Source organism: Streptomyces sp. RK9 (assembly GCF_045070545.1).
In the GTDB taxonomy this organism is placed as follows: Bacteria; Actinomycetota; Actinomycetes; order Streptomycetales; family Streptomycetaceae; genus Streptomyces; species Streptomyces alboflavus.
On record NZ_CP173703.1, the window covers coordinates 3646065 to 3670031 of the forward strand.

Consider the following 23967-nt stretch of genomic DNA (forward strand, 5'->3'; position numbering starts at 1 on the left):
GTCGCCCGCGCGACGGAACCAGAAGCGGGGCAACTGCCGCAACCCGGGGTAGCGCTTCGGCCGACGCCACAAGCGCTACCCCGCACCGATGCCACGTACACACAGATGTCCGGTCGCCCGGACGGCGAACGCCGACAGCCGACAGATCTCACCGGTGTCCGCCGTCCGCCTGTCGCGTCCGCCCTCAGTCGTCGTAGTGGATGACCCCGTCCTCGTCCATCGTCGGGTGCAGCTTCATCGGCTCCGTCGTCTCCATGTCCGAGGGGCGTGTCGACTCGGGTCCGTCGCTGCCGATCCTGACCATGCGTTCCACGCGGCAGATGCGGAAGCAGCGGTCGCGCACGACGATCTGGTTGGCGCGTCCGGCGGACTTGAACTCCTCGGCGGCGCTGCGGAATTCGGCGCGCTCGGCGGCGTCGAAGTCGTACAGGAGCGGCCACAGCTCGGTCATGCCGTGGACGAGGAGGCGCCGGGCGTCGTGCGGGGTGGGCATGAGGGCGCCGCGGGGCCGCCAGTGGTCGCCGCGGCGTTCCGCGACGCCGAAGCTGACCGGGAGCAGGACGACCTCCGGGTAGTCCCGGGCGGCCCGCTCGGAGTCCTCGCGGAGGGCGGCGGGGAGGTGGCCGTCGGCGTAGGTGAAGCCGCGCAGGGCGATGCGCAGTGCCCCCGCCATCAGGCCTTCGGTGCTCTGGGGGCCGAGGGTGAAGCCCACGTCCTGCGAGGGCGGGCTCGGCCGGTCCTCCCAGGAGGCGTCGGCCGGTTCGGGGTCGGTGGGGCGGGGCGGTTCGAGGCCGTCCTCGCCTGCGCGGGCGAACTCGTCGCCGCGTACCACGCGGTAGCGGGTGCCGAGCACGGTGACCTCGTCGACCGGTTCGCGTTCGAGCCGGGTCACGGCCGCGAGGAGCGCGCGTCGCTCCTCGCGGTCCTCGGTGTCGTCCTTCGCCTTGAACCACAGCAGGGAGTTGAGGCCGTCCCGGGCCTGCTGGGGCGTGCCCTCGGTGACGTCGCCGAGCAGCCGCCAGGGTTGCTCGGCGCCGGTCTCCCGGGCGGCGAGCCCGAAGACCGGCCCGCGCACGGCCAGTTGTGGGTAGAGGTACGAAGCGTCCACCGCGTCGGCCTCGCTGACCCATGCGGCCGGGTCGTCACGGCGGACCAAGTCGCTGTGCAGCGCGTCGATCTGCCGCTTCCAGTCGTCAGGCATGTGTGCATTGTCCTGACTCGCGCCGTCCCGCGCGGGCCGCGTCACGCGGGAGCATGACGAAGTGGTCGAATGCCGCGCGCGGGGGACCGGCGTGCCCTATAGGGGGCCCTCGCTCCGGCGCGGCTCCCGCGCGTACTGCGCCTCTCCGTCGCCGAGCGACCAGTCGATCGACTCGTTCTCGGTCACGGTGACGAACACGTTCCGGGGCTCGGTACCGGCGTAGGCGTGGGCGAGTTCGGCGATGCGCCGGTAGAGGGCCCGCTTCTGGTCGGGGGTGCGGCCGGAGCGCATCGTGATCGCCACGTACACGATGCCGCTGTCGCGGCGCACCCCGAGATAGTCGTCGTACCGCAGCGTGCTGCCCCCGCCGCTGTGGCCGTCGAGCACCTGGAACCGGTCGTCGGCCGGGATGCCGATGGTCTCGACGAGTGCGTCGTGCACGGCCCTGCCGAGGGCGTCGAGGCGGTCCTGGCCGGCTTCCAGGGCGTCTATGCGGACAAAAGGCATGGCGGTGTTCCCCTCGCTGGTCGCTTGCCGTACATACTAGTAGGTACAGTCAGCTTCGCCGGGGCTCGGGCGGGGGCGAGGGGCCCTAAGCGCCCCGGGCGTCCTGCGCGGAGCCGTCAGGGGCGTCCTTGCGGAACAGCCCCGTCCAGAGGAACGGTTCGCCGAAGTGCGCGGACTCGGGCGGCTCGTCGCGCATGCGGCACAGCTCGACCTCGGTGAGGTCGGAGAAGATCCAGCGGAGCGACTCCGCGGTGTAGGCGAGGCCGCCCTGGAGTCCGGAGCCGCCGTAGAGGTCCGCGTCGGGGAGTTCGGAGCCCATGGCGCCCGCGGCGAAGCAGGTGAGGCCGAAGTGGCCGCCGGGCGCGAGCGCGCGCTCCAGCAGGGCGAGGTAGCTGACGCGGCGGTGCGGCGGCAGATGGTGGAAGCAGCCCGAGTCGTAGACCAGGTCGTACGGCCCGCCGAGCGCGGCGGGGTCGAGCGCGAACGCGTCGCCGAGGTGGAAGCGGACCGCGGCCCCGGCCTCGCGGGCGCGCTCCTCGGCCCAGGCGAGCGCGGTGGGCGACACGTCGACGGCGTCCACATCGAAGCCGAGCGCGGCCAGGTGCAGGGCGTTGCGGCCCGGCCCGCAGCCCAGGTCGAGGGCGCGCCCCGGCCGGATCAGGCCGCGCTCGACGTACGAGGCAAGGCTCGCGTCGGGCTTCGCCACGAAGAACGGCACCGGCTTGGACCGGTCGGCGTAGAAGCCGTCCCACCAGTCGGCCGCGCCCGCCGTCCAGCGATCGGCCTCCGGCGCGAACAGCCCGTCGAGGAGCTGCAGTACGTCGTCCACGGTGCGTATGTCCCGGTCCATCCGAACCCCCTTGGTGAGGGGGCCAGGATATCGACGGCGCACAGGAAATCCCAGGTCAGGCCGGGTGACTCGGGTGCGTGGACGGGCTTGTGCGGGGTGCGGGCGGGGCGTGCGCGAGAGCACCCCGGAGCGCGCTCGTCCGTCCGCGTGCGGCCCCGCCGAACGCCGTCAGGCGGGTACTGCGGGCGCCGCCGGAGCCGGATTCCTGACGGATGCGGCGTCCGGCTGCGGGAACGCCCGCCGGTAATCGCTCGGCGACACCCCGACCTGCTTCAGGAAGTGGTGGCGCAGGTTGTTCGCCGTGCCGAGGCCGCTGAGTTCGCCGACCTTCTCGACGGGCAGGCCGGTGGACTCCAGGAGGCTCTGGGCGCGGGCCAGGCGCTGGTTGAGGAGCCACTGGAGGGGGGTCGTGCCGGTGGCGGCCTGGAGGCGGCGGTAGAAGGTGCGCGGGCTCATCGCCGCGCGGCGCGCCAGATCCGTCACCGTCAACGGCTGGTCGAGGCGCTCCCGGGCCCACTCCAGGACCGGGCTCAGGCCCGCGTCGTCCGTGGCCGGCACCGACAGGTCGATGAACTGGGCCTGCCCGCCCGGCCGGTGGGCGGGCACCACCATGCGGCGGGCCAGCTGGTTGGCGACGTGCGCGCCGAGGTCACGGCGTACGAGATGCAGGCACAGGTCGAGGCCCGCGGCGAGCCCCGCGCTGGTCAGGACGTCGCCGTCGTCCACGTACAGGACCGAGTCGTCGACCTCCACGCGCGGATGGCGGGCGGCGAGCTGGGCCGTGTGCAGCCAGTGCGCGGTGGCCCTGCGGCCGTCGAGGATGCCCGCGGCGGCGAGCGCGAAGGCGCCGGTGCACAGCGACACCATGCGGGCGCCCGCCGCGTGGGCGCGGCGCAGCGCGTCGACGAGGCCGGGCGGCATCGGCGCGCCCTCGTCGACACAGGCGTCGGGCACCGACGGCACGATGACGGTGTCCGCGCCGACGAGGTCGTCGAGGCCGTAGGGGGTGCGCAGCGAGAAGCCGGACGGCGCCGCGCCGCCCTCCTCGCCGCCGTTGATGCCGCACAGCCGGAGGTCGTACCAGGAGTCGGCCAGATCCGGCTGGGGCTTGCCGAACACCGTGCACGGGATGCTCAGTTCGTACAGGTCCCACGACGGGACCCCGATCTCCTCGGTCACGACCACCGCGACGGTTCCAGCGCTCATGCGGGCGAGGATACGACGCCCGCAGGGCTGGCAGGAATTTGGTGGCCACCGTCACCACCGTCACTGTCGTGGCCATCGACGCGCTGCGAAGGTGGTCCTACGTGATCAACGTGATCAGCCGCCCGAAGGCGGATCTTCTAGGAGTTACGACACAATGAGCGCAGAACGACGCGCCCCCGTGACCGTCATCGGACTCGGCAACATGGGCACGGCCCTGGCCGCCGCCTTCCTGGAGCGCGGCCACCCCACCACCGTCTGGAACCGTTCGCCGGAGAAGGCCAAGGCCCTCGCCGAGCGCGGCGCGCGGGTCGCGGCGACGCCCGAGGAGGCGGTGACCGCGGCCGAGTTGGTGATCGCCTGCGTCCTCGACTACGACGCGCTGCACGCCGTGCTCGACCCGGTCGCCGACCGGCTCGCGGGCCGCGCCCTGGTGAACGTGACCTCCGGATCGCCGGAGCAGGCCCGTGACTTCAGGGACTGGGCTAAGGAGCAGGGCGCCACCTACCTCGACGGCGCCATCATGACCACGCCGCCCGGCGTCGGCAGCCCGGACATGATGTTCCTCTACAGCGGCTCGCAGGACACCTTCACCGCGCACAAGGAGACCCTGGACGTCCTCGGCGACGCGCTGTTCCTGGGCACGGACCCGGCGGTCGCCTCGCTGTACGACGCCGCGCTGCTCGGTCTGATGTGGGCCACGTTCAACGGCTGGCTGCACGGCACGGCGCTCGTCGGTGCCGACAAGGTGGCCGCCACGGACTACACGGTGCTCGCGAACCGCTGGCTCGGCGGCGCGGTGAGCGGCTTCCTCACGCGGTACGCGGCGCAGGTGGACGAGGGCCACTACCCGGGCGACGACGCGACCGTCGACGTACAGATCGCGACCATCGACCACCTCATCCACGCGGCGGCCGACCGGGGTGTCGACAACGCGCTGCCGGAGCTGCTGAAGGCCGGCATGGAGCAGGCGAAGGCGGCGGGCCACGGCGGGGACAGCTACGCGAGCGTGATCGAGGTGATGCGCGGGAAGGGCGGGGCGAAGGCCTAGGTGCCGCGGGCGTGCGGGCCCGCGGCGGTGGGCGGCCGGGCGCCCGGAACACGGTGTGGCGTCGGCCCGCAAGGGCCGACGCCACCGGTGTTCACCAGCTCCGTGTGAGATCCGGTTGGGGCTGCTCGGGCGCACGCCGGGCCGAGGGCAGACCGCCGAATCCGGGGGAGTCCACCGACGTACCGGCGACCCGGTCCGCGAGCGAGCGCGAGGAGCGCGAGAGCACCGGGAACACGTTCAGGAGGAACAGGGCGACCGCCGCGATCCAGCACAGGACGGACAGGAAGAGCCAGCCCTGCACCAGCATGCAGCACGCGAGGGCGTACACCGCGACGTCGGCCGAGGTGGTGACGGCCGCCCGCAGCGCCGTGCGCGAGGGTGTGCGCGGGGTGACGCGCAGCCCCATCAGGGCCTTGCCCAGCGTGCGGCCGGTGAAGTTGAGCGTGAGCCACTGGTAGAGGAACGTGAGCACGATCAGGGCGAGGAAGCCCTGCTGGATGTAGCCGACGGCGTCCTTCCAGAGCGAGTCGACCATCTTGTCGGCCGCTCCCTGGGCGTCGCCCCCGGACTTGACGAAGTGCCAGCTTCCCTTGGTCACCAGCTCGGGCACGTCGGTGATGAGTGCCGAGATGCGGTTGAAGGTCAGGACGGCGAGGCCCCAGGCCGCCGCCACCACCAAAGCGAAGTCGATGAGCCAGGCGCCGAGACGGCGGAACTTCGGCACAGATGATCCCCCAAGACTGCTACCCCCCGGTCTGAGTGCGCATCACGATAGCAACACCGACTCCCGTGCTCAGCCGGTCAATTGAGACGATCCCGGGGCGCTCCCGTCGTTCAACTCCGTTGCCAAAGCGTCAAGATGACTCCGGGACGACCGGCGCGCAGAAGCGCACGCGACGTGCGTGGGGCGCGAATCGGAGGCTTTGCTCGGCGCGCGCCCCGCGCGTGGCAGGGCGGCCCTCGGATGCCTCCTCCCTAGACTCCGGCCATGGACACCACGCGGCTCGACCGCCTCGCCGACGGCAAGTACCTGCTGGTCACCAGCTACCGCAAGGACGGCACGGGAGTGCCGACGCCGGTCTGGGTGGTGCGGGACGGGGACGCGCTCGGCATCTGGACGGTCACGGAGAGCTGGAAGGTGAAGCGGATTCGCCGTCGGACGGACGTTCTCGTCGGTCCCTGCGACCTGCGTGGCAATCCGACGGGTGATCAGGTTCCGGCCACCGCCGAAATCTGTGACTCGACGACGACAGCGCGTTACCGCAGACTCATCGCACGGAAGTACGGCGTCTCAGGGGCCCTGGTCCTGCTCGGCAGCAGGCTGCGCAGAGGGGTCCGCGGCACCGTGGGTATCCGCATCATCCTCGTTCCGTGATCAAAGACGTGGACTCTGTCCCGAATTGGGGTGCAATGCGGGCAAGTTGATGCCCGAGAGACGCAGATCACACCGGTTCGGCGGCATTGGTACATGAGACCTACACCGATTCTGTGCGTCTCCTACCGGAGGATGAGGGGGCCCTGTCAGGACTACACCGGTCGTGGGCCGATAGTCCGGCCCGCAGTCTGACTTCCGGGCCCCGACCGGACGGCACGATGGAGGGGATCCTGAAGACCTGTACCGACGAGCATCAACGTGCCGCCGGATGGTCACCCTTGCCTGCCAATCCCGACGGGGGTCTCTTTCGCCGTGGCTACGTTCCTCTACAAGCTGGGCCGTCTCGCGTTCAGACGGCGCTGGTGGATGGCGCTCATATGGGTGCTGCTCTTTGTAGGCGCCGGCTTCGCCGCCTCGGCAGCCCCCGCTGCGCCCGCCGACACGTTCTCCATGCCCGGCACGGAGTCGCAGAAGGCCTTCGACCTGCTCGACGAGCGCTTCCCGCAGAGCAAGTCCGACGGTGCCACCGCCCGCGTGGTGGTCCGCGCCCCGGACGGCCAGAAGATCACCGACGGGAAGAACAAGGCCAAGGTCGACAAGCTCGTCGCCGACCTGGGCAAGGGCCCCAAGGTCTCCAAGGTCGACGACCCGTTCAAGGCGGGTGCCGTCAGCAAGGACAAGACCACCGTCTACGCGACCGTGTCCTACAAGGTCACCGGCACCGAGCTGAGTGACAAGAACAAGGAAGCCCTCGAAAAGCTCCTCAAGGACACGAGCAAGGACGGCCTGACCGTCGAGGCGGGCGGCGACGCCGTTCCGACCGAGCAGAGCATGGGCGGCAGCGCCGAGCTGATCGGCATCGGCGTCTCCGCGGTGGTCCTGCTCATCACCTTCGGATCGATGATCGCCGCGGGCATGCCCATCCTCACCGCCCTCATCGGCGTGGGCATCGGCATCTCCAGCATCACGGCGCTCGCCAGCACCCTTGAGCTGTCCAGCACCACCTCGACGCTCGCGATGATGATCGGCCTCGCGGTCGGCATCGACTACGCGCTGTTCATCGTGTCCCGCTACCGAGCAGAGATAGCCGAAGGACGGGAACCCGAGGACGCGGTCGGCCGCGCCGTCGGAACCGCGGGATCCGCCGTGGTCTTCGCCGGACTCACCGTCGTCATCGCGCTCGCCGGCCTCATGGTCGTCAACATCCCGCTGCTCACCAAGATGGGTATGGCCGCGGCCGGCACGGTCGTGATCGCCGTACTGATCGCGCTCACCCTGATCCCGGCGCTGCTCGGCTTCGGCCGCCGCAAGGTGCTGCGCCGCAAGGACCGCAAGAAGCCGTTCGGCACGCCGCACGCCGACCCGCACGGCAAGCCGAAGCTCGGCACCCGCTGGGCCCGGTTCGTGCTGCGCCGCCCGCTGATCGTGCTGCTCTTCGCCGTCGTCGGCCTCGGCGCCATCGCGGCCCCGGCCGCCAAGCTGGAGCTCGGCCTGCCCGACGAGGGCACGTTCGCGACGGACACCACCCAGCGCAAGGCGTACGACATGCTGTCGGACTCCTTCGGCAAGGGCTTCAACGGTCCGCTCACGGTCGTCGTCGACAAGGACGACAAGGGTGCGGCCGCCGCGGCCAAGGAGGTCGGCGCGGCGCTCAAGAAGTTCGACGGCGTCGTCACCGTCACCCCGGCCGCGCCGAACAAGGAAGACAACACGGCGACGATGACCGCCGTGCCGAAGACCGGCCCGAGCGACGCCGAGACGGAAAAGCTGGTCAAGAAGATCCGCTCGGACATCAGCGACGTCGAGTCCAAGACCGGTGCCGAGGTCCTGATCACCGGCTCCACGGCCATGACGATCGACTTCTCGCAGACCCTCGACGACGCCCTGATCCCGTACCTGGCTCTCGTCGTCGGCCTGGCCTTCCTGCTCCTGATGCTGGTCTTCCGCTCCATCCTGGTCCCGCTGAAGGCGGCCCTCGGCTTCCTCCTGTCGGTCCTCGCGGCGCTCGGCGCGGTCGTGGCGGTCTTCCAGCAGGGCCACCTCGCCGACGTCTTCGGTGTCGACCAGCCCGGCCCGATCATGAGCATGATGCCGATCTTCATGATCGGTGTGGTCTTCGGCCTCGCGATGGACTACGAGGTGTTCCTCGTGACGCGTATGCGTGAGGCGTACGTCCACGGGGCCCGCCCGGGCGAGGCCATCGTGACCGGCTTCACGCACAGCGGTCGCGTCGTCGCCGCCGCGGCGGTCATCATGATCAGCGTGTTCTCCGGCTTCATCATGGAGAACGACGACATGATCAAGATGATGGGCTTCGGTCTCGCGTCGGCCGTCCTCTTCGACGCCTTCGTGGTCCGCATGGCGATCGTGCCCGCGGTGCTCGCGCTGCTCGGCAAGTCCGCCTGGTGGCTGCCGCGCTGGCTGGACAAGATCCTGCCGAACGTGGACGTGGAGGGCGAGAAGCTGCACAAGCAGCTCGGTGACGTGAACGGCGGACCCGCGCCGTACAGCGACCCGGAGCGTGAACTGCAGCGCGTGCGCTGACCCCGCAGTGACAACGGCGGCCCGGTGACCTCCTCGGTCACCGGGCCGCTCTGCTGTGCGCAGGCGGCCCCGCTGGTGGAGACTGTCCTCGGCGCGACCTCGGAGGTGCCCGTGCTCTTCACCCAGGACGCCCTGGCCAAGATCGCCGCCGGCGATGTCGACCTGGCGTTCCGGCGCTGGGTCAGACCCGCCGTCCGGCCCGGCACCCAGCTGCGTACCGCCGTCGGTGTACTCGCCGTCGACGCCGTGGAGGCCGTCGACGAGAGCGCCGTCAGCGACCGGGACGCCCGCCGCGCCGGATACGCCGACCGCGCGAGACTCCTCGCCGACCAGCGCCCCGGCGCCGACCGCGCCCTCTACCGGATCGCCCTCCGCCGCGTCGGCGCCGACCCCCGCGTCGGCCTGCGCGAGGACACGGACCTGTCCGCCGCCGACCTGGACGCCGTCACCACCGCCCTCGCCCGCATGGACGCCCGCAGCGGCCACGGCCCGTGGACCACCGCCACCCTCGAACTCATCGCCGCGCACCCCGCCGTCCGCGCCGCCGACCTCGCCGCGCGCCTCGGCCGCGAGACGCTCCCCTTCAAGACCGACGTGCGCAAGCTGAAGGACCGCGGCCTGACCGAGAGTCTCGACGTCGGCTACCGCCTCTCGCCGCGCGGCCGCCTCGTGCTCGACCACCTCCGGGCAGGGCGGGACTGACCCCGACTGACCCGATCGGCCCCAAAACGCGCTGAAGGGCGCTGATTTGGCAAAGAACGGCAAGGAACGGCAAGGAACGGCACCGAAGAGGCGATTCGGCTCGATTCGTGCGTCCGCGAAGTCAACTTCGCCGTGACGACACGCGTCCGTGCTAAGGGCTGGACCGTTTTCAGCCCGGCTGCCAGGCCCTACGTCCCGCGTGGAGCGGTGTCGCGTGCTCCGCGGGCGAGGGCCCGGGGGCGCGGTCGCGCGGAGGAGGTTGACCATGATCGGGGTCGACGGGGACCGGCTCGCGGTGGTCGCTCTGGATGCCCGACGGGCACAGGACGTCCGGATCGCGGGGGCGAAGGCGGCACATCTGGCACGGGCCGCGGGGGCGGGCCTGCCGGTGCTGCCCGGATTCGTGGTGGCGGCAGCGGACACCGAAGCGCACCACGGCGAGAGTGAACTACGGTGCGCCTGGCGCGAGTTGAGCGACAACGGCGCGCGACCGCTCGTCGTGCGGTCGTCCTCCGCGCACGAGGACGGCGCCGAGTCGTCCCTGGCGGGCCTGTTCGAGACGGTCCTCGACGTGCACGGCTGGGACGCGTTCACCGACGCCGTGCGACGGGTGCTCCGCTCCGCGCACCGCGTCCCCGTACGACAGGTGCCGGCCCACGTCGGCCAGGAGGCCGACGGCCCCGCCCGCGCGGACATGGCCGTCCTGGTGCAGCCCATGGTGCGGGCCGTCGTCGGCGGGGTGATGTTCGGCGCGGACCCGCTCACGGGGCGGCACGACCGGGTACTCGTCAGCGCCGTGCCCGGCGGCCCCGACCGGCTGGTCGACGGCAGCGCCGACGGCGTCCGCTACCACCTCACCCGCCACGCCCGCCTGGTCCGCACCGAACCCGCCGAGCCGCGCGGCGCCCGCCTCCTCGACCGCGGCCGACTGCGCCGCCTGGTGCGCCTCGCACGCCTGGCCCAGCGGGAGTTCGGCGGCCCGCAGGACATCGAGTTCGGGTTCGACGCCGACGACCGGCTGTGGCTGTTCCAGACCCGCCCCATCACGGCGATGCCCACGGCCCCGCCCCGCGGCGCCCGCCTGCTCGGCCCCGGCCCGGTCGCCGAGACCTTCCCCGGAGTCGTACAGCCGCTGGAGGAGGACCTGTGGCTCGCCCCCATGTCGTACGGCCTGACGCTCGCCCTCGACCTCACCGGCTCCGCGCCGCGCGGGCAGCTGCGCCGACTGCCCGTCGTCACCACGGTCGACGGGCGCGCGGCCGCCGACCTGCGCCTGCTCGGGGCCGCCCCGGCACGCCGGCCCGCCCTCGCCTTCCTCAACCCCGCCCCGGGCGCCCGCCGCGCCGCGTCGGCCTGGCGGACCGGGCGCCTGCGTGCCGCCCTGCCGATGCTCGCCGTCGACCTCATGGCCGACGTGGACCGGTACTTGAGCGAACTGCCGCCGCCCGATGAGATGTTGAGCGGACGGCTGTTCGCCGCCGTGTCCTGGGGCCGGACGGTCCTGGCGTCGCTGCACGCCCAGGAGTCCCTGGCCGGAGCCCTGTTGGCGCACGATTGCGGTGCCACCGCCGTCGGCGAGGCCCTGGCGGTCCTGTCCGAGGTGCGCGCCGCCGAACCCGACGACGTACGCCTGGTCGCCCGGCACCCCGTGCTCCTGTCCCTGCTGCCGCCGTCGCTCGGCCCGCGCCCGCCGCTGCCCGCGCGCACCGCGTGGGCCGGGGTGCCGCGCGGCACGGCGGCCCTGCCGGTCCGCGAGGGGCTGCGGCTGCGGGTGCGCTGGGTGCAGGAGATGCAGGCCGCCATGGTGCGCGAGACAGCCCGCCGCTTCACGGTCGCCGGGCTCATCGACGATCCGTCCCGTGTGGCCCTGCTGCGCTGGACCGAGCTGACGGCTGCGAGCGACGGCGCGGGCCTCCCCGCCGACCTGCCCGAACGCCGTCCCCGCCCGCACCGCCCCGCCCTGCCCGCCGCCTTCCGCCTCGCGGCCGGATGCCCGGTGCCCGAACCCGGCGGGCGCCGCAAGAAGAACCCCGGCCAGGGCGCGGGCGGCGGCTTCGGCTCCGGCACCGCCTGGCACGGGACAGGGACACCGCCCCGGCACCCGGTCCTGATCGTCCGCACCCTCGACCCGTCCTTCGCGCCGCTGCTTCCCGGGCTCACCGGCCTGGTCGCCGAGACCGGCAGCGTCCTGTCCCACCTCGCCGTCCTCGCCCGCGAGTACCGGGTGCCCACGGCGGTGGGCGTCCCCGACGCGCAGAGCCGCTTCCCGGAGGGGGTGCGGCTCTCCGTGGACGGGGGGACGGGGGAGGTGGACGTGGTGCGGGTGGCGGCCGTGGCGGATGCGGTGGATCCCGTGGACTCCGTGGACATGGCAGCCGACGCGGACGCCGACGCGAGCGGGGCGGAGGTGCCCGGCGCGGGGCCGGGCGGTGTCGAGCCGGGCAGCAGGGGGACCGGTGGCGCGGGACCCGGCGGCAGGCAGTCCGCCGACCGCGGCGGCGGACCGTCCAGGACCAGCGCCGGACCCGACGTGCCGCCGTGCTCCCACGACGGTGGCGACGGCGGTGGTGGTGTGCGCGGACCCGTCCCGCCCGACTGCCCCGACTACCAGGAGGGCCTGGCGTCATGAAGTACGTGAGCTATCTCCTCGGCGGCCTCACCGCCGCCGCGGCCGCCACCTACAGCGTCGTCTACCTCACCCGCTGGGAGTGGCAGCGCGCCCTCATCTGCGGCGTGCTGCTCCTGGTCGTCGAGGGCCTGCTCGTCTGCGCGCTGCTCCTGAGCCGCATCGGCCGCCTGGAGCGCAGGATCGCCGACACCGGGGAGCGCACCGAGGAAGTGTGGCGGCGGCTGCGGGAATCGGGCCCGGAAGAGGGCGCGCGGTTCCGCTGGCTGGAGCCGTCCGCGCCCGACGGCGCCCACCGCACGTACGTCTTCGTTCCCGTCCTGATGGCGGCCGGGGTGCTGCTGTCCGGTGTCGCCTGGGTCGTGCAGCGGATCTCGGCGGCCACCGCCGGGCCCGGCGCGGAGCGCAGGCTCGCCGGGCGCCTCACGGCACTGGCCGCGCCGCCGCCCGAACGCCTCGGCCGGGCACCGGAGTTGGAGGCCAGGCCCGCCGTGCCGCGCCCCCGTGCCGCGCGGACGCTCCTGCTGGCCGTCGTGGCCGCGGCGTGCGGGCTGCTCCTCAGCCTCCTGGTGGACACGCTGTCCGACGCCACCCAGACCCGCCCCGGCAAGGCGGCGGGCTCGGCCGCGACCACCCTCGTCTACCGGGTCGAGGTGCGCGGCAGCGACAACGCGAACGCCCGCGCCCTGGCCGCGCGCGAACTGTGGGAGCGGTGCCGCCGCTCGACCGCCGCCCTCAACGTGCGGGCCCCGCTGACCCGCCTCGACACGGACGTCTGGGCCGGAGTGATCCGCCCCGCCCTCTCCGACCACGACGCGATGCGCCTCAGCGGCTGCCTGACCGACGCGACGGCCCACCGAACCCGCGCGCGGGTCCTGGGCGAGAGCCAGGTGGAACCGGCTCATCGGGAGGGGTGAGGGGCTTGGGGCGGCGCCCCGCGCAGACGAGGCGAAGTCCCTGGAGAGCCCAACACCCTTGATGTGAGGGCGAGTTAGGGAGGCTGTCGAGCCTGGTGGGGCGGTCGTACGCGGTCCCGGGGCCGCTCGCGCGCGGGTAGCCTGAAAGGCGTCTGCGTTTCCTCCCCGTCCCGTGCTGGTGTGCGCCCGTCGCGTACCCCATCAGGTGGTGACCGCTTGTCCTCCGCGCCCTCTTCCCGGCCTTCCTCGCCCGCTCCCTCTGCGCCGCCCCCTGCCGGGCTGCCGGCCCGCGCCGCCGCAGTGCTCGCCGCCGCGCGGGCCGCAGGGGTCCGAGCGCGCGACGGACTCACGCCCCGCCGCCCCCTCGCCCGCCGGGCGCTGAAGACCGTCGGCCTGTGCGTCCTCGGCTACACCGTCTTCTGGCTCACCTCGGCCCTCGGTGTGCTCGCCGTGTCGGCGTGGGCGGGCGAACACGCCCCGGAAGACGGCGAGTTGGCCGGTATCCGGCACTTCCAGCAGGTCGACGACCGGGTGTGGCGCGGCTCCGCGCCCAGCGAGGCGGGCTACCGCGCGCTCGTCGCGCACGGCATCCACACCGTCGTGGACCTGCGCGCGGAGGACCTGGGCGCCGCGGCGCTCGCGCAGCCGAAGCGCGCCGGACTGCACGTCGTCCGCATGCCGATCCGCGACGGCCAGACCCCCGACGGCCGCCAGGTCGACCGGTTCCTGCGCGTCGTCGCCGACGCGCGCGGCCCGGTCTTCGTGCACTGCGGCGCGGGCGTCGGGCGCACCGGCTCGATGACCGCCGCCTACCTGGTCCGCACCGGGCAGGCGACGCCCCGTCAGGCGGCGCTGCGCACGGTCGCCGTGGGTCCGCCCTCGCTGGAGCAGATCTACTACGTGCTCAGCGCCGACCGGGACGCGAGCCGGCAGCCGCCGAGCGTCGTCTCGCTGGTCAGCCGGCTCGCCGACGCGCCCCGCAGGATCAAAGCGTCGCTTTGAGCCGCCACGCGCCGCCGCGGAACAGCTCCGCGCCGCCGTCCGCCGACAACTGCCCGCCGTCGGCCGCGCGTTCGCCGAGCCGCCGCTCGTCCTCGCGGACCCGCTTCTGCAGCAGTGTCGCCGCGAAGCGTCCGCCGACACCGCCGTCCTTCGACGGTTGCTCGCCGACGACCTCGAAGCCCGCGGCGGCGTAGTACGCCCGCAGCCGCGGGTTGTTGGCGCGGCAGTCGAGGCGGCACAGGCTGCGCCCCGCGGCGCGGACGCGGCGCTCGGCGTGCTCCAGCATGCGGCGGCCGGTGCCGGGCGGCGCGACCCGGCGGTCGGTCATCAGGCGGTGCACGTACCCGGCCGTGGGCGGCTGCGGGCCCCACGCCGCCGGGTCGTCCCACCACAGCTCCCAGGCGCCCGCGACCGGCCCGTCCGGGCCGAGCGTCGCGATCCAGATCTCGCTGTCCACGAGCCGCGCCCTGAAGTGCTCCTCGCCCAGCTCGCCCGGCTTCCACTGCGCGATGCCCTGCGCGATCTGCCAGCGGGCCGCCTCGTCCCGCAGCCGTACGAGCACGGGCACGTCGGACTCGTCGGCGCGCCGGAACGACAGCTCGCGCCCCGCCTCCGGTTCGAGCAGGTTGCGGCGCAGCGTGGCCACCAACTCGGCGTCGGCGCCGAGGAGTTGCTCGGCGTACGCGCGCACGGACCCGTACCGCTCGGAGATCTCCACGAGGACGAGGCGCATCACGTCGGCGGGCGCGCGTCCGAAGCCGAGCCAGGGCTGCTCGCCCCCGGGGTGCTCGGCGCGCCAGTCCGCGAGGAAGCGGTCCGTGGCGAGCTCGGTGCGGGCGTAGTCCTCGACGATGTCGGCCTCGGGCACGCCGAGCAGGGCGAGCAGGAGGGCGGCGAGCAGGCCGGTCCGGTCCTTGCCGGACACGCAGTGGAAGACCACCGGGCCCGAGCCGTCGTCGGCGAGCACTTCGAGGGCGCGGCGCAGCTCTTTCGCGCCATCCTCGGCCATCGTCAGATAGCGCTCGCGCAGGTGGGGGACCAGCAGCGCGTCGGGGCCCGGCGACGGCTGGGAGTGGGGGCGGTGCTCGGTGTTCAGCTGGTGGTAGGCGAGCGTCGGGTGCTCGGGCACCCGGCCCTTCGCCTCGATCTCCGAAGGTCGGCGCAGATCGATGACGGTGCGGACACCCAGGGCGAGGAAGCGGTCCCAGTCGGCGCCCCGCAGCTTGCTCAGCGAGTCGGACCGGTACACCTGCTCCCAGCGCACCGCACGGCCGTCCTCAGTGACATGGCCGCCCAGGTCACGGAAGTTGTGCAGCCGTTCGAAAGGTATGTGTCTCTTCACAGTGCAGCAGCCTACGTCCGGGAAGGCCGCGAATGCCGCGATGAACATCACCGCCAGCATCCGCGTTCGATTCCCGCCAAGGGGACTGGACAAAGGGGGCCCCGCGTGCTTGGCCGGGCCGCCCCGTGTCTTGTCACAGGACGCCGGGCGGCCGCGCCGGACGCACCCGGAAGATCGTCCTCCGGGTACTACCGCCCGGACCCGTCAGCGCCCGCCGACGCGGACCGGCTTCGCCACCTGCGGCACCTCGTCCAGAGCGATCCCGAAGTGCGTCGCGTACGCCGCGAGGATCTCCGCGTCCGTGGCCAGTTCCGTGACGTTCCGCTGCTCGCCGGTGGTGACGGTGAGCTTGCTGCCGCTGAGGGTGACCCGGCCCGTCTCCGTGACCAGCGTGCACACCGTGGACCGGGTGAAGTGGGACTTCGGGGAGGTGCGGTGGTACCACGCCCCGGCCGTGAAGTCGGCCAGCTCGCGCGGGCGTCGGTCGAGGACGTACTGCGGCTTGCCGTCCTTGAGGACGTCGAGGTCGCCGGCGGGGGTCTCCACCACGCGGAACGTGCCGCCGGGGTCGTCCTGGTCCCCGCGCTCGGCAAGGTCGAGCGGGAGGTGGCTGTGGGTGCCGAAGCCGATGTCGGCGAGCCAGTCCCCGCCGTCCTCGGTGCGCACCCGCAGCGCCAGGTGGTCGTACGGGATGCCGGGGCGTCCTTCGTCCCCGTACACCCGGGCCTGGAGCAGCGTGACCTCGAAGCCGAGCGCGGTGAGCAGCGCCGCGAAGGCGCCGTTGAGCTCGTAGCAGAACCCGCCGCGGCGTTCGTCGACGACCTTCGCCACCAGGTCCTTCTCCGTCAGCTCCACCTCCTGGCCGAGGTGGATGGCGAGGTTCTCGAAGGGGACACGGCGCAGATGGGCGAGGTGCAGATCGCGCAGGGCCGACGAGGTCGGGGCTGCGGGGCGGTCGGCGCCGATGCGGCGCAGATAGGCGGCTGTCCGGGCGGTATCCATGGCGCAAGTCTCGCCGCGGCCCGCCGGTGCGGCCACCGACCGGGGGTGGGGCGGGCCCCCGTCCCGGGACCTAGGTCCAAGGTGCCGCCGATCCCCGTGGCCCGCGCCGCCGCCCGGTGGGTATAGTCGGTCCACGCCGCGCGGCACCCGACCCGCGCGTGCCCCACAGAAGGAGGTGACCCGATGCGCGAGCACTCAGCCGACCGCACCACAGCCCGGGCCCTCCTGACCGCCGTACGCGTCTGAACCGTACGGACACCGCGCAGGAGCGCCCCGCCTGGCCCGCACCGGCCCAGGCATCGCATGTCATCGCATCGAAGCACTCCTGAGCGAAGGAACCCATGACTGTCACGCCTTTCCGGATCGCCGTGCCCGACGACGTCCTCAGCGACCTGCGCGCACGACTGACCCGCACCCGCTTCACCGCCGCGTCCGACACCACCTCCTGGGCGGCGGGCACCGACCCGGCGTACCTGCGCGACCTCGTCGCGTACTGGGCCGACGGCTTCGACTGGCGCGCCGCCGAGGCCGCCCTGAACGCGTTCCCGCACCAGGTCGCCGAAGTCGCCGGGTCCCCGCTGCACTTCATCCACCTGCGCGCCCGGCGACCCGAGGGCGCTCCCGCGCCGCTGCCGCTCGTGCTCAGCCACGGCTGGCCGAGCAGCTTCGTGGAGATGCTGAGCGTCGCCCGGCGTCTCGCCGACCCCGCCGCCCACGGCGGCGACCCCGCCGACGCCTTCGACGTGGTCGTGCCGTCCCTGCCCGGATTCCTCTACTCCGGTCTGCCGCAGGGCCCGTTCACCCGCCGGGGAGTCGCCGAGACCTGGCACTCCCTCATGACCGGGACCCTCGGCTACGACCGCTACGGGGCGTTCGGCGGCGACATCGGCGGCGGCGTCACCCAGTGGCTCGGCGCCCTGTACCCGGAGCACGTCGCCGGCGTGCACATCACGTCCGCCGTGGTGAGCGCGGACTTCGAGAAGGAGCCGCCGACGCCCGCGGAGCAGACGTACCTGGACGCGCTCGCCGCGTACGACATCGGGGACCAGGGCTACAGCGAGATCATGTGCACCCGGCCCGACACGGTCGCCGCCGCGCTCATGGACTCGCCCGCCGGGCTGCTCGCGTGGATCGTCGACAAGTACCGGGACTGGAGCGACTGCGACGGAGACGTCGCGCGCCGCTGGGACCGGGACACCCTGCTCACCGTCGCCACGCTCTACTGGGCCACCGGCAGCATCGGCTCGTCCTTCCGGCAGTACTACGACTACCACCTGAACAAGCGGGTGCCGCGCATCGCCGTGCCCGCCGCCGTCACCCTCAGCAACGAACCGGCGTTCAGGGACTACCCGAAGAGCCTCGCCGAGCGCGTCTTCGCCGACCTGCGCCACTGGAACACGCCGGAGCGCGGCGGACACTTCATGGCGCACGAGGAGCCCGACCAGGTCGCCGCCGAACTGCGGGCGTTCTTCGGTCCGTTGAGGCGGGCCGACTAGGGCCCGTCCGGCAGCGGCCGCGCTCCCGGGCTCCGGAAGGGGCTTGGGAGCGCGAGGGCCGATATAGGATGTACGTTCCGTTTCCTGCTGCTTCCTGGCAGCCTGTGACCCACCCCGGAGCGTCATCTGTGAGCGTAGCCATCGTCGTGCCCGAAGCCGCCGTACCGGCCGACCACCGGGAAGCGGACCCGGCCGGCACTCGGGAACTCGTGGAGCGCGACGCCCGCGACTTCGGCGCCTACGCCCGCACCGGCGGCTGGACCTTCGGCCTGAAGGTGGCCCGCAGCGTGCGGCCCGGCGGGCAGGCCGCCGAGGGCACGCCGAAGGTCTCCGCGAAGGAGTTCGCCGAGCTCGCAGGGTGCTCCGCCGACCGCGTCATGCGCTACTACAAGGCCTGGGACAAGGCCGCCGACGACGGCCTCGTGCCGCACTTCGAGGCGTTGACGCCCGGCGGCGACGTGGAACTCCCCGACGCCGACGTCTGGCTGACCTACTACGTGCCGCGCTCCAGCGCCACCTCCGAGCGAGGTACCGCGATCACCGCCGCCGCCGAGGCGGAGGGCATCCGCCCGACCAAGGCCCTGGAGGTCGCCGAGAACCCCACCGCGCTGCGCGCCGCGATCCTCGCCGACCCCTCCACCGCCCAGGCCGCCCGGCACGCGCTGCTCGACCGCCTCAAGGAGGACCCGGCCCTCCAGACCGAGCTGGCCCGCGACATCGCCCGCACCGACGAGCTGAAGAAGGCCGTCGCGGGGGAGACCAGGGCCGCGGACCGCATCGAGTACGTGCGCAAGGTCGCCGAGGAGGGCCAGATCCGCACGCCCGCCGGGCAGACCCTGGACGCCCCCGCCGAACTGCGCGCCGAGGCCGAGCGGCACCTGTCCCTCCTCGACGAACTCGACGACTCCGAAGAGGCCGGCGAGTGGGCCGCGGAGGCGTACGACACGGTGAAGACCCTCGTCGCCGAGACCGTCGAGGCCGACCCCGAGCTGCGCGTGCAGGAGCGGCGCACGAAGTTCTACAGCAGCCTGCAGAAGGCCACGAAGGTCTTCGAGGAGCTGACCCTCGACGACGCCGTCGACTTCGACGACATCTACGAGGACGACATGGTCCAGCGCCTCGAGGAGCTCCAGCAGGCCATCAACACCTGCATCACCGCGCTGCGCAAGGCCTCCGAGACGCGCTGACCGGCACGCCCGGGGCGCGGTCAGGGCAGGATCGAGTCGACGTATCCGCCGTCCACCCGGACCGCGCCGCCCGTGGTCGCCGAGGCGAGCGGCGAACTGAGATAGACCACCATGTTCGCGATCTCCTCGGGCTCGATGAGCCGCTGGATCAGGGACTGGGGCCGGTGCAGGCGCATGAACTCGCGCTGCGCCTCGTCCCAGGCGAGGCTCCGGTCGACCAGCTCGTACACGAAGTCCTCCACGCCGCCGGTGTGCGTGGGTCCCGCGATGACGGAGTTGACGGTCACGCCGGTGCCCGCGGCCTCCTTGGCGAAGCCGCGGGAGACCGAGAGCAGCGCGGTCTTGGACATGCCGTAGTGGATCATCTCGGCGGGGACGACGACGGCCGAGTCGCTGGCGATGTTCTGGATCCGGCCCCAGCCGCGCTCCTTCATCCCCGGCAGGTACGCGCGCGTGGTCCGCACCGCGGCCAGCACGTTCACCTCGAAGTACCGGCGCCACTCGGCGTCGGAGATGTCCAGGGCGGGCACGGCCCCGAAGATGCCCAGGTTGTTGACGAGGATGTCCGTCCGTGGCAGCGCGGACAGGACCTGCTCCAGACCGTCGTCGGTGGTGATGTCGCCCGGGGCCGCCACCAGGTCCGCTTCCGGGTCCGCCGCGCGCAGCCGCTGCAGGGCCGCTTCGACGGAGTCCTTCGTCCGTCCGTTCACCGAGACGCGTGCTCCGGCGCGGGCGAGGCCCGCGGCGATCGCGGCTCCGATTCCCTGGGTCGAGCCCGTGACCAGGGCCGACTTTCCGACGAGGTCGATCAACACGTGGTGCACCTTCTCTTTCGTCGTGGTGTCGAGCGCTTTCCTTGCCATGGCCATCCTTCCGCGGAGGCGCGCCCCGCAACCCGCCGATGCGACGGGTGCGCCGTTCGGCGCCGCAGCCCCTGCCGCCCCAGGAGGTCTGTGAAACGATCAACCACATGGTGTCTGTGAGTGATCTCCTGCCCGTCGAGGCGATCCGCGTGGATGTGGCGGCCGAGGACTGGCGTGCCGCGATCGGTGCCGCGGGCGAGCTGCTGGTGGCGACGGGCAGCAGCACGGACGCGTACACGGCGGAGATGATCCGGACCGTGGTCGACAGCGGCCCCTACATCGTCGTCGCCCCCGGCTTCGCGTTCGCGCACGCGCGGCCCTCGCCCGCGGTGCTGCGGACGGGCATGGCGTGGGTGCGGCTCGCGCGGCCGGTGGAGTTCGGGCACGAGACGAACGACCCCGTCGGCCTCGTCGTGGCCCTCGCGGCCGAGGACGCCTCCGCGCACACCGAGGCGATGGCGTCCCTGGCCCGGCTGCTCGCGGACCCGGAGACGACGGAGGCGCTGCGGGTGGCTCCGACTCCTGCGGCGGTGTGGGGGATTCTCGCAGGGGAGTCGGGGGAGTCGGGGGCTGACGAAGGGGCGGGGGTTGCCTCCGGAGCCGGAGCCGGAGCCGGAGCCGGAGCCGCCGCCTCCGCGCCCGTGGCCGCAGCCGCCGCCGGGCCCGCCGTGCACAAGATCCTCACCGTCTGCGGCAACGGCCTCGGCACCAGCCTCTTCCTGAAGAACACCCTGGAGCAGGTCCTGGACCGCTGGGGCTGGAGCCGGTACGTCACCGTCGAGGCCACCGACACCATCTCCGCCAAGGGCAAGGCGTCCGAGGCCGTCGCCATCCTCACCTCCCGGGAGATCGCCAAGACCCTCGGCGACGTGGGCGTCCCCGTGCGGGTCGTCGACGACTTCACCTCGACCACCGAGGCCGACCGGGTCCTGCGGGACACCTACGACGTCTAGAAAGAGGGGGGAGAGCCGTGGACTGGCTGGTCTCCGTAGCGAAGTTCCTGGTCAACGAAATCCTCAGCCAGCCCGCGTACTTGATCGGGCTGATCACCGCCGCGGGCCTGATCGCCCTGCGCAAGTCGGCGGGCCAGGTGCTCGGCGGGGCGATCAAGGCGACCCTCGGCTTCCTCCTGATCGGCGCGGGCGCCGGGCTCGTCGTGGCCGCGCTCGCCCCGCTCGGCGAGATGATCCAGGGCTCGACGGGCGCGCACGGCGTGATCCCGACGAACGAGGCCATCGTCGGCATCGCCCAGGCCGAGTACGGCTCCCGGGTCGCCTGGCTGATGATCCTCGGCTTCGCCGTGAGCCTGGTCCTCGCCCGCTTCACACCGCTGCGCTACGTCTTCCTGACCGGCCATCACATGCTGTTCATGGCGACGCTCCTGACGATGGTGCTCGCGACCGCGGGGCAGCGCTCCTGGGTCGTGGTCGTCGTCGGCGGTGTGCTGCTCGGCATCATGCTGGTCGCGATGCCCGCCTTCGCGCACCCCTGGACGAAGCGCGTCACCGGCAACAACACTGTCGCGATCGGGCACTTCGGCACCGCCGGGTACGTCGTCGCCGGTGCGACCGGGCAGGTCGTCGGGCGCCGCAGCCGGTCCACGGAGGACATGAAGCTGCCGGAGGGCCTGCGCTTCCTGCGTGACTCCATGGTGGCGACGGCCCTGTCCATGGTCCTCATCTACCTGATCATGTCGCTCGTCTTCCTCGCGAAGGTCGGCAAAAAGAGCGCGTTCAAGGCGTTCGCCGTCGACGGCGGGCCCGCCGCGCCCGACGTCGGCGCGTACGTCATGCAATCGGTCATGCAGGGCCTGCAGTTCGGCATCGCCGTCGCCGTCATCCTCTTCGGCGTCCGGACGATCCTCGGTGAACTGGTGCCCGCCTTCCAGGGCATCGCGAACCGCGTCGTGCCCGGCGCGGTGCCGTCCCTGGACGCGCCGATCGTCTTCCCGTACGCGCAGAACGCCGTCCTCATCGGCTTCATCTCCAGCTTCGTCGGCGGCCTGATCAGCCTCGGCCTGCTCGCCTGGATCTTCGATCCCGCCTTCGGCCTCGCCCTGGTGCTTCCCGGCCTCGTGCCGCACTTCTTCACGGGTGGCGCGGCCGGGGTCTACGGCAACGCGACGGGCGGGCGGCGCGGCGCGGTCGTCGGCGCGTTCCTGAACGGTGTGCTCATCACCTTCCTGCCCGCGCTGCTCCTGAAGGTCCTCGGCGCCTTCGGCAAGGAGAACACCACGTTCGGCGACGCGGACTTCGGCTGGTTCGGCTCGCTCGTGGGCAACGCGGCCAAGGCGGGGACCGTGGGCGGCGCGATCCTGATGCTGGTGATCGGCGCGGTCGTCCTGGCGGGCGCGATCGTCATGCAGAAGCGGGTGGTGGAGACCGGCTGGGACCCCGGGGCCCGGCGCGACGCGCTCCTCGGCCACGCGGCCGCCGCGGGCACGGAGGGCGACGGCGGGGCGGACGCCGAGGCCGGTTCCGGGGCGGGCCCGGCGGCGACGTACGCGAAGATCGCCCCGCCGCCGGGCGCGCCCAAGCCTCCGCCGCCGCCCGGACAGGACGGCTGAGGACTGCCGGGAAAGCCCGCCGGGAAAGCTCTGCCCGGAGGCCCCGCCCGGCGGAGGACCACAAACGCGACCGCTCAGCCCTGCCCCGGCACCACGAACAGCGCCCACGTGGCCACCGGTGCGATGAGCGCCATCGACATGCCCCACTTCATGAGCGCGCTGAACACCTGCGGGCGTTGCTCCTCCGGGGCGTTGGCGGTGACCAGCGCGCCGCTCGTGGACAGCGGCGAGGAGTCCACGACCGACGAGGACACGGCGAGGGCGATGATGAGGCCGACCGCCCCGACCTGACCGTCCATCAGGAACGGTACGGCGAGCGGGATCAGGGCGCCGAGGATGCCCGTGGTGGAGGCGAACGCGGAGACCACGGCCCCGATGAGACAGATCAACAGGGCGCCGACGAGCGGTGAGTCGATCTTCGCGACGCTGTCGCCGAGCCAGTTGATCGTGCCCATGCGCTCCATCACGCCGACGAACGTGACGACACCGCAGACGAGCAGCACGGTCGACCACGCGCAGCGGTCGACGGCACCCTTCGCCGCGTCGGCGTCGACGAGGGTGAGCACGACGACCACCGTGAAGGCCATCAGGCCGACGTTGTAGTCGAGGAACAGGGCGCCCGCGACCATGCCGAGCAGCCCGATCAGGGTCAGGGCGCGCGACCGGTCGAGCCGAGGTCCGACATCGGTGGTCGCGGGTGCGAACGCCACCGTGGTGGTGCCGCCGGGCTCGGGGGCGCCGACGGGGACCGCGGGCGCGCTTCCGGAACCCGGGGCCCCCTCGGCGTCCGGCACACCCCCGGCCTTGGTGCCCGTGCCCCCGTCCTCGGCCCTCCGCCCGAGCAGGTGCCGCCCGCCGAACAGGAAGTACGCGACGACGCTGAGCGCGACGTTGAACAGGAACGACATCAGGAACAGCAGTCCGGGGTCGCCCGGCAGGTCGTTGCGCTCGACCACGCCGTTGGTGATGCTGCCGAAGACGCTGGCGGGAGAGAAGCCGCCCGCGCTCGCGCCGTTGATGACCAGGAGGCCCATCAGGAGCGGGCTGATTCCGTAGCGGACGCAGAAGCTCATGCCGATGGGCGCGATGACGCCGACGGCCGCGGGCACGACCGCGCCGACGGCTGTGAGGGATGCGGTGATGAGGAACATGACCCAGGGGATGAGCGCGATGCGCCCCCTGACGGCGCGCGTCGCCGCGTGCACGAGCCATTCGATGGTGCCGTTGTTCTTCGCTATGGCGAACAGGAAGGTGACGCCGACGAGTACGACGAAGAGGTCGCCGGGGAAGCCGCCGAAGACGTCGTCCGCGTTCTCGCCGGCGACGGACGAGCCGACGGCGAAGGCGGCGACGAGGGCGAGCGCCCCCATGTGGACGGAGGTGAAGGTGGAGATGGTGAAGATGAGTACCAGTGCGCCGATCGCGATGAGATGGTCTGCCATGTGACACGTCCTCGCCTTCGGACGGCGGTCACAGTGCGCGGGCTTGAGTCGATGCGCGGGCTGTGTCCGACTGTGGGCATGCGGGAGGGAC

20 protein-coding genes are annotated in these 23967 nt (G+C 72.6%); 11 read left to right on the plus strand and 9 right to left on the minus strand.

Annotated elements, in window-relative coordinates; genetic code table 11:
- Positions 1–184 precede the first annotated feature (184 nt).
- The 4 genes from AB6L24_RS14945 to AB6L24_RS14960 all read right to left on the minus strand — a co-directional run bounded on the left by AB6L24_RS14945 (position 185) and on the right by AB6L24_RS14960 (position 3743).
- Positions 185–1201 (minus strand): DUF5954 family protein, encoded by a 1017-nt coding sequence (locus AB6L24_RS14945; protein WP_405655690.1) that lies wholly within the window; start codon positions 1199–1201, stop codon positions 185–187.
- A gap of 96 nt (positions 1202–1297) precedes the next feature.
- Positions 1298–1708 (minus strand): tautomerase family protein, encoded by a 411-nt coding sequence (locus AB6L24_RS14950; protein ID WP_405655691.1) that lies wholly within the window; start codon positions 1706–1708, stop codon positions 1298–1300.
- Between the two features lie 85 nt (positions 1709–1793).
- The gene (locus AB6L24_RS14955; RefSeq protein WP_405655692.1) at positions 1794–2558 is read right to left on the minus strand and encodes a class I SAM-dependent methyltransferase; all 765 of its coding nucleotides are present in this window, start codon (positions 2556–2558) and stop codon (positions 1794–1796) included.
- 168 nt (positions 2559–2726) lie between these two features.
- The gene (locus AB6L24_RS14960; RefSeq protein ID WP_405657164.1) at positions 2727–3743 is read right to left on the minus strand and encodes a helix-turn-helix domain-containing protein; all 1017 of its coding nucleotides are present in this window, start codon (positions 3741–3743) and stop codon (positions 2727–2729) included.
- A 175-nt stretch (positions 3744–3918) separates the two neighbouring features.
- On the opposite strand from AB6L24_RS14960, the gene AB6L24_RS14965 reads away from it, so the two are divergent.
- Entirely contained in the window at positions 3919–4812 is an 894-nt protein-coding gene (locus AB6L24_RS14965; RefSeq protein ID WP_405655693.1) for an NAD(P)-dependent oxidoreductase, read from the plus strand.
- Positions 4813–4903: 91 nt separating this feature from the next.
- Here the strand turns inward: AB6L24_RS14965 and AB6L24_RS14970 are convergent, their stop codons facing one another.
- Entirely contained in the window at positions 4904–5536 is a 633-nt protein-coding gene (locus AB6L24_RS14970; RefSeq protein WP_405655695.1) for an RDD family protein, read from the minus strand.
- 264 nt (positions 5537–5800) lie between these two features.
- Between AB6L24_RS14970 and AB6L24_RS14975 the strand changes: the two genes are divergently transcribed.
- The 6 genes from AB6L24_RS14975 to AB6L24_RS15000 all read left to right on the plus strand — a co-directional run bounded on the left by AB6L24_RS14975 (position 5801) and on the right by AB6L24_RS15000 (position 13978).
- A complete protein-coding gene (locus AB6L24_RS14975; RefSeq protein ID WP_405655696.1) occupies positions 5801–6187 on the plus strand; it encodes a PPOX class F420-dependent oxidoreductase in 387 nt (128 codons plus the stop codon).
- 312 nt (positions 6188–6499) lie between these two features.
- Entirely contained in the window at positions 6500–8731 is a 2232-nt protein-coding gene (locus AB6L24_RS14980) for an MMPL family transporter (RefSeq protein WP_405655697.1), read from the plus strand.
- Between the two features lie 75 nt (positions 8732–8806).
- Positions 8807–9433: a hypothetical protein gene (locus AB6L24_RS14985; protein WP_405655698.1), complete on the plus strand. Its 627-nt coding sequence runs from the start codon at positions 8807–8809 to the stop codon at positions 9431–9433.
- 265 nt (positions 9434–9698) lie between these two features.
- Positions 9699–12062 carry a PEP/pyruvate-binding domain-containing protein gene (locus tag AB6L24_RS14990; RefSeq protein ID WP_405655699.1) on the plus strand — a complete coding sequence of 788 codons (2364 nt, stop codon included), beginning with the start codon at positions 9699–9701 and terminating at the stop codon, positions 12060–12062.
- Complete coding sequence (locus tag AB6L24_RS14995) at positions 12059–12976, plus strand: hypothetical protein (protein WP_405655700.1); 918 nt, start codon at positions 12059–12061, stop codon at positions 12974–12976. The genes AB6L24_RS14990 and AB6L24_RS14995 overlap by 4 nt, the downstream gene beginning before the upstream one ends.
- Before the next feature lie 300 nt (positions 12977–13276).
- Positions 13277–13978 (plus strand): fused DSP-PTPase phosphatase/NAD kinase-like protein, encoded by a 702-nt coding sequence (locus AB6L24_RS15000; protein WP_405655701.1) that lies wholly within the window; start codon positions 13277–13279, stop codon positions 13976–13978.
- Here the strand turns inward: AB6L24_RS15000 and AB6L24_RS15005 are convergent.
- A complete protein-coding gene (locus AB6L24_RS15005) occupies positions 13962–15320 on the minus strand; it encodes a GNAT family N-acetyltransferase (RefSeq protein ID WP_405655702.1) in 1359 nt (452 codons plus the stop codon). The genes AB6L24_RS15000 and AB6L24_RS15005 overlap by 17 nt on opposite strands.
- Before the next feature lie 204 nt (positions 15321–15524).
- Positions 15525–16322 (minus strand): arylamine N-acetyltransferase, encoded by a 798-nt coding sequence (locus AB6L24_RS15010; protein WP_405655703.1) that lies wholly within the window; start codon positions 16320–16322, stop codon positions 15525–15527.
- Positions 16323–16663: 341 nt separating this feature from the next.
- On the opposite strand from AB6L24_RS15010, the gene AB6L24_RS15015 reads away from it, so the two are divergent.
- Positions 16664–17818, plus strand: coding sequence for an epoxide hydrolase family protein (locus AB6L24_RS15015; RefSeq protein WP_405655704.1), 1155 nt, complete (start codon positions 16664–16666; stop codon positions 17816–17818).
- Between the two features lie 68 nt (positions 17819–17886).
- Positions 17887–19005 (plus strand): hypothetical protein, encoded by a 1119-nt coding sequence (locus tag AB6L24_RS15020; protein WP_405655705.1) that lies wholly within the window; start codon positions 17887–17889, stop codon positions 19003–19005.
- Positions 19006–19025: 20 nt separating this feature from the next.
- On the opposite strand, the gene AB6L24_RS15025 is transcribed toward AB6L24_RS15020, so the two are convergent.
- On the minus strand, positions 19026–19820 hold the full coding sequence (locus tag AB6L24_RS15025; protein WP_405657166.1) for an SDR family NAD(P)-dependent oxidoreductase: 795 nt from the start codon (positions 19818–19820) through the stop codon (positions 19026–19028).
- A gap of 155 nt (positions 19821–19975) precedes the next feature.
- On the opposite strand from AB6L24_RS15025, the gene AB6L24_RS15030 reads away from it, so the two are divergent.
- Positions 19976–20821, plus strand: a complete 846-nt coding sequence (locus AB6L24_RS15030; RefSeq protein ID WP_405655706.1) for a PTS sugar transporter subunit IIA — start codon at positions 19976–19978, stop codon at positions 20819–20821.
- 17 nt (positions 20822–20838) lie between these two features.
- Positions 20839–22434 carry a PTS ascorbate transporter subunit IIC gene (locus AB6L24_RS15035; protein ID WP_405655707.1) on the plus strand — a complete coding sequence of 532 codons (1596 nt, stop codon included), beginning with the start codon at positions 20839–20841 and terminating at the stop codon, positions 22432–22434.
- 74 nt (positions 22435–22508) lie between these two features.
- Here the strand turns inward: AB6L24_RS15035 and AB6L24_RS15040 are convergent, their stop codons facing one another.
- Entirely contained in the window at positions 22509–23876 is a 1368-nt protein-coding gene (locus tag AB6L24_RS15040) for an SLC13 family permease (RefSeq protein WP_405655708.1), read from the minus strand.
- Positions 23877–23967 lie beyond the last annotated feature (91 nt).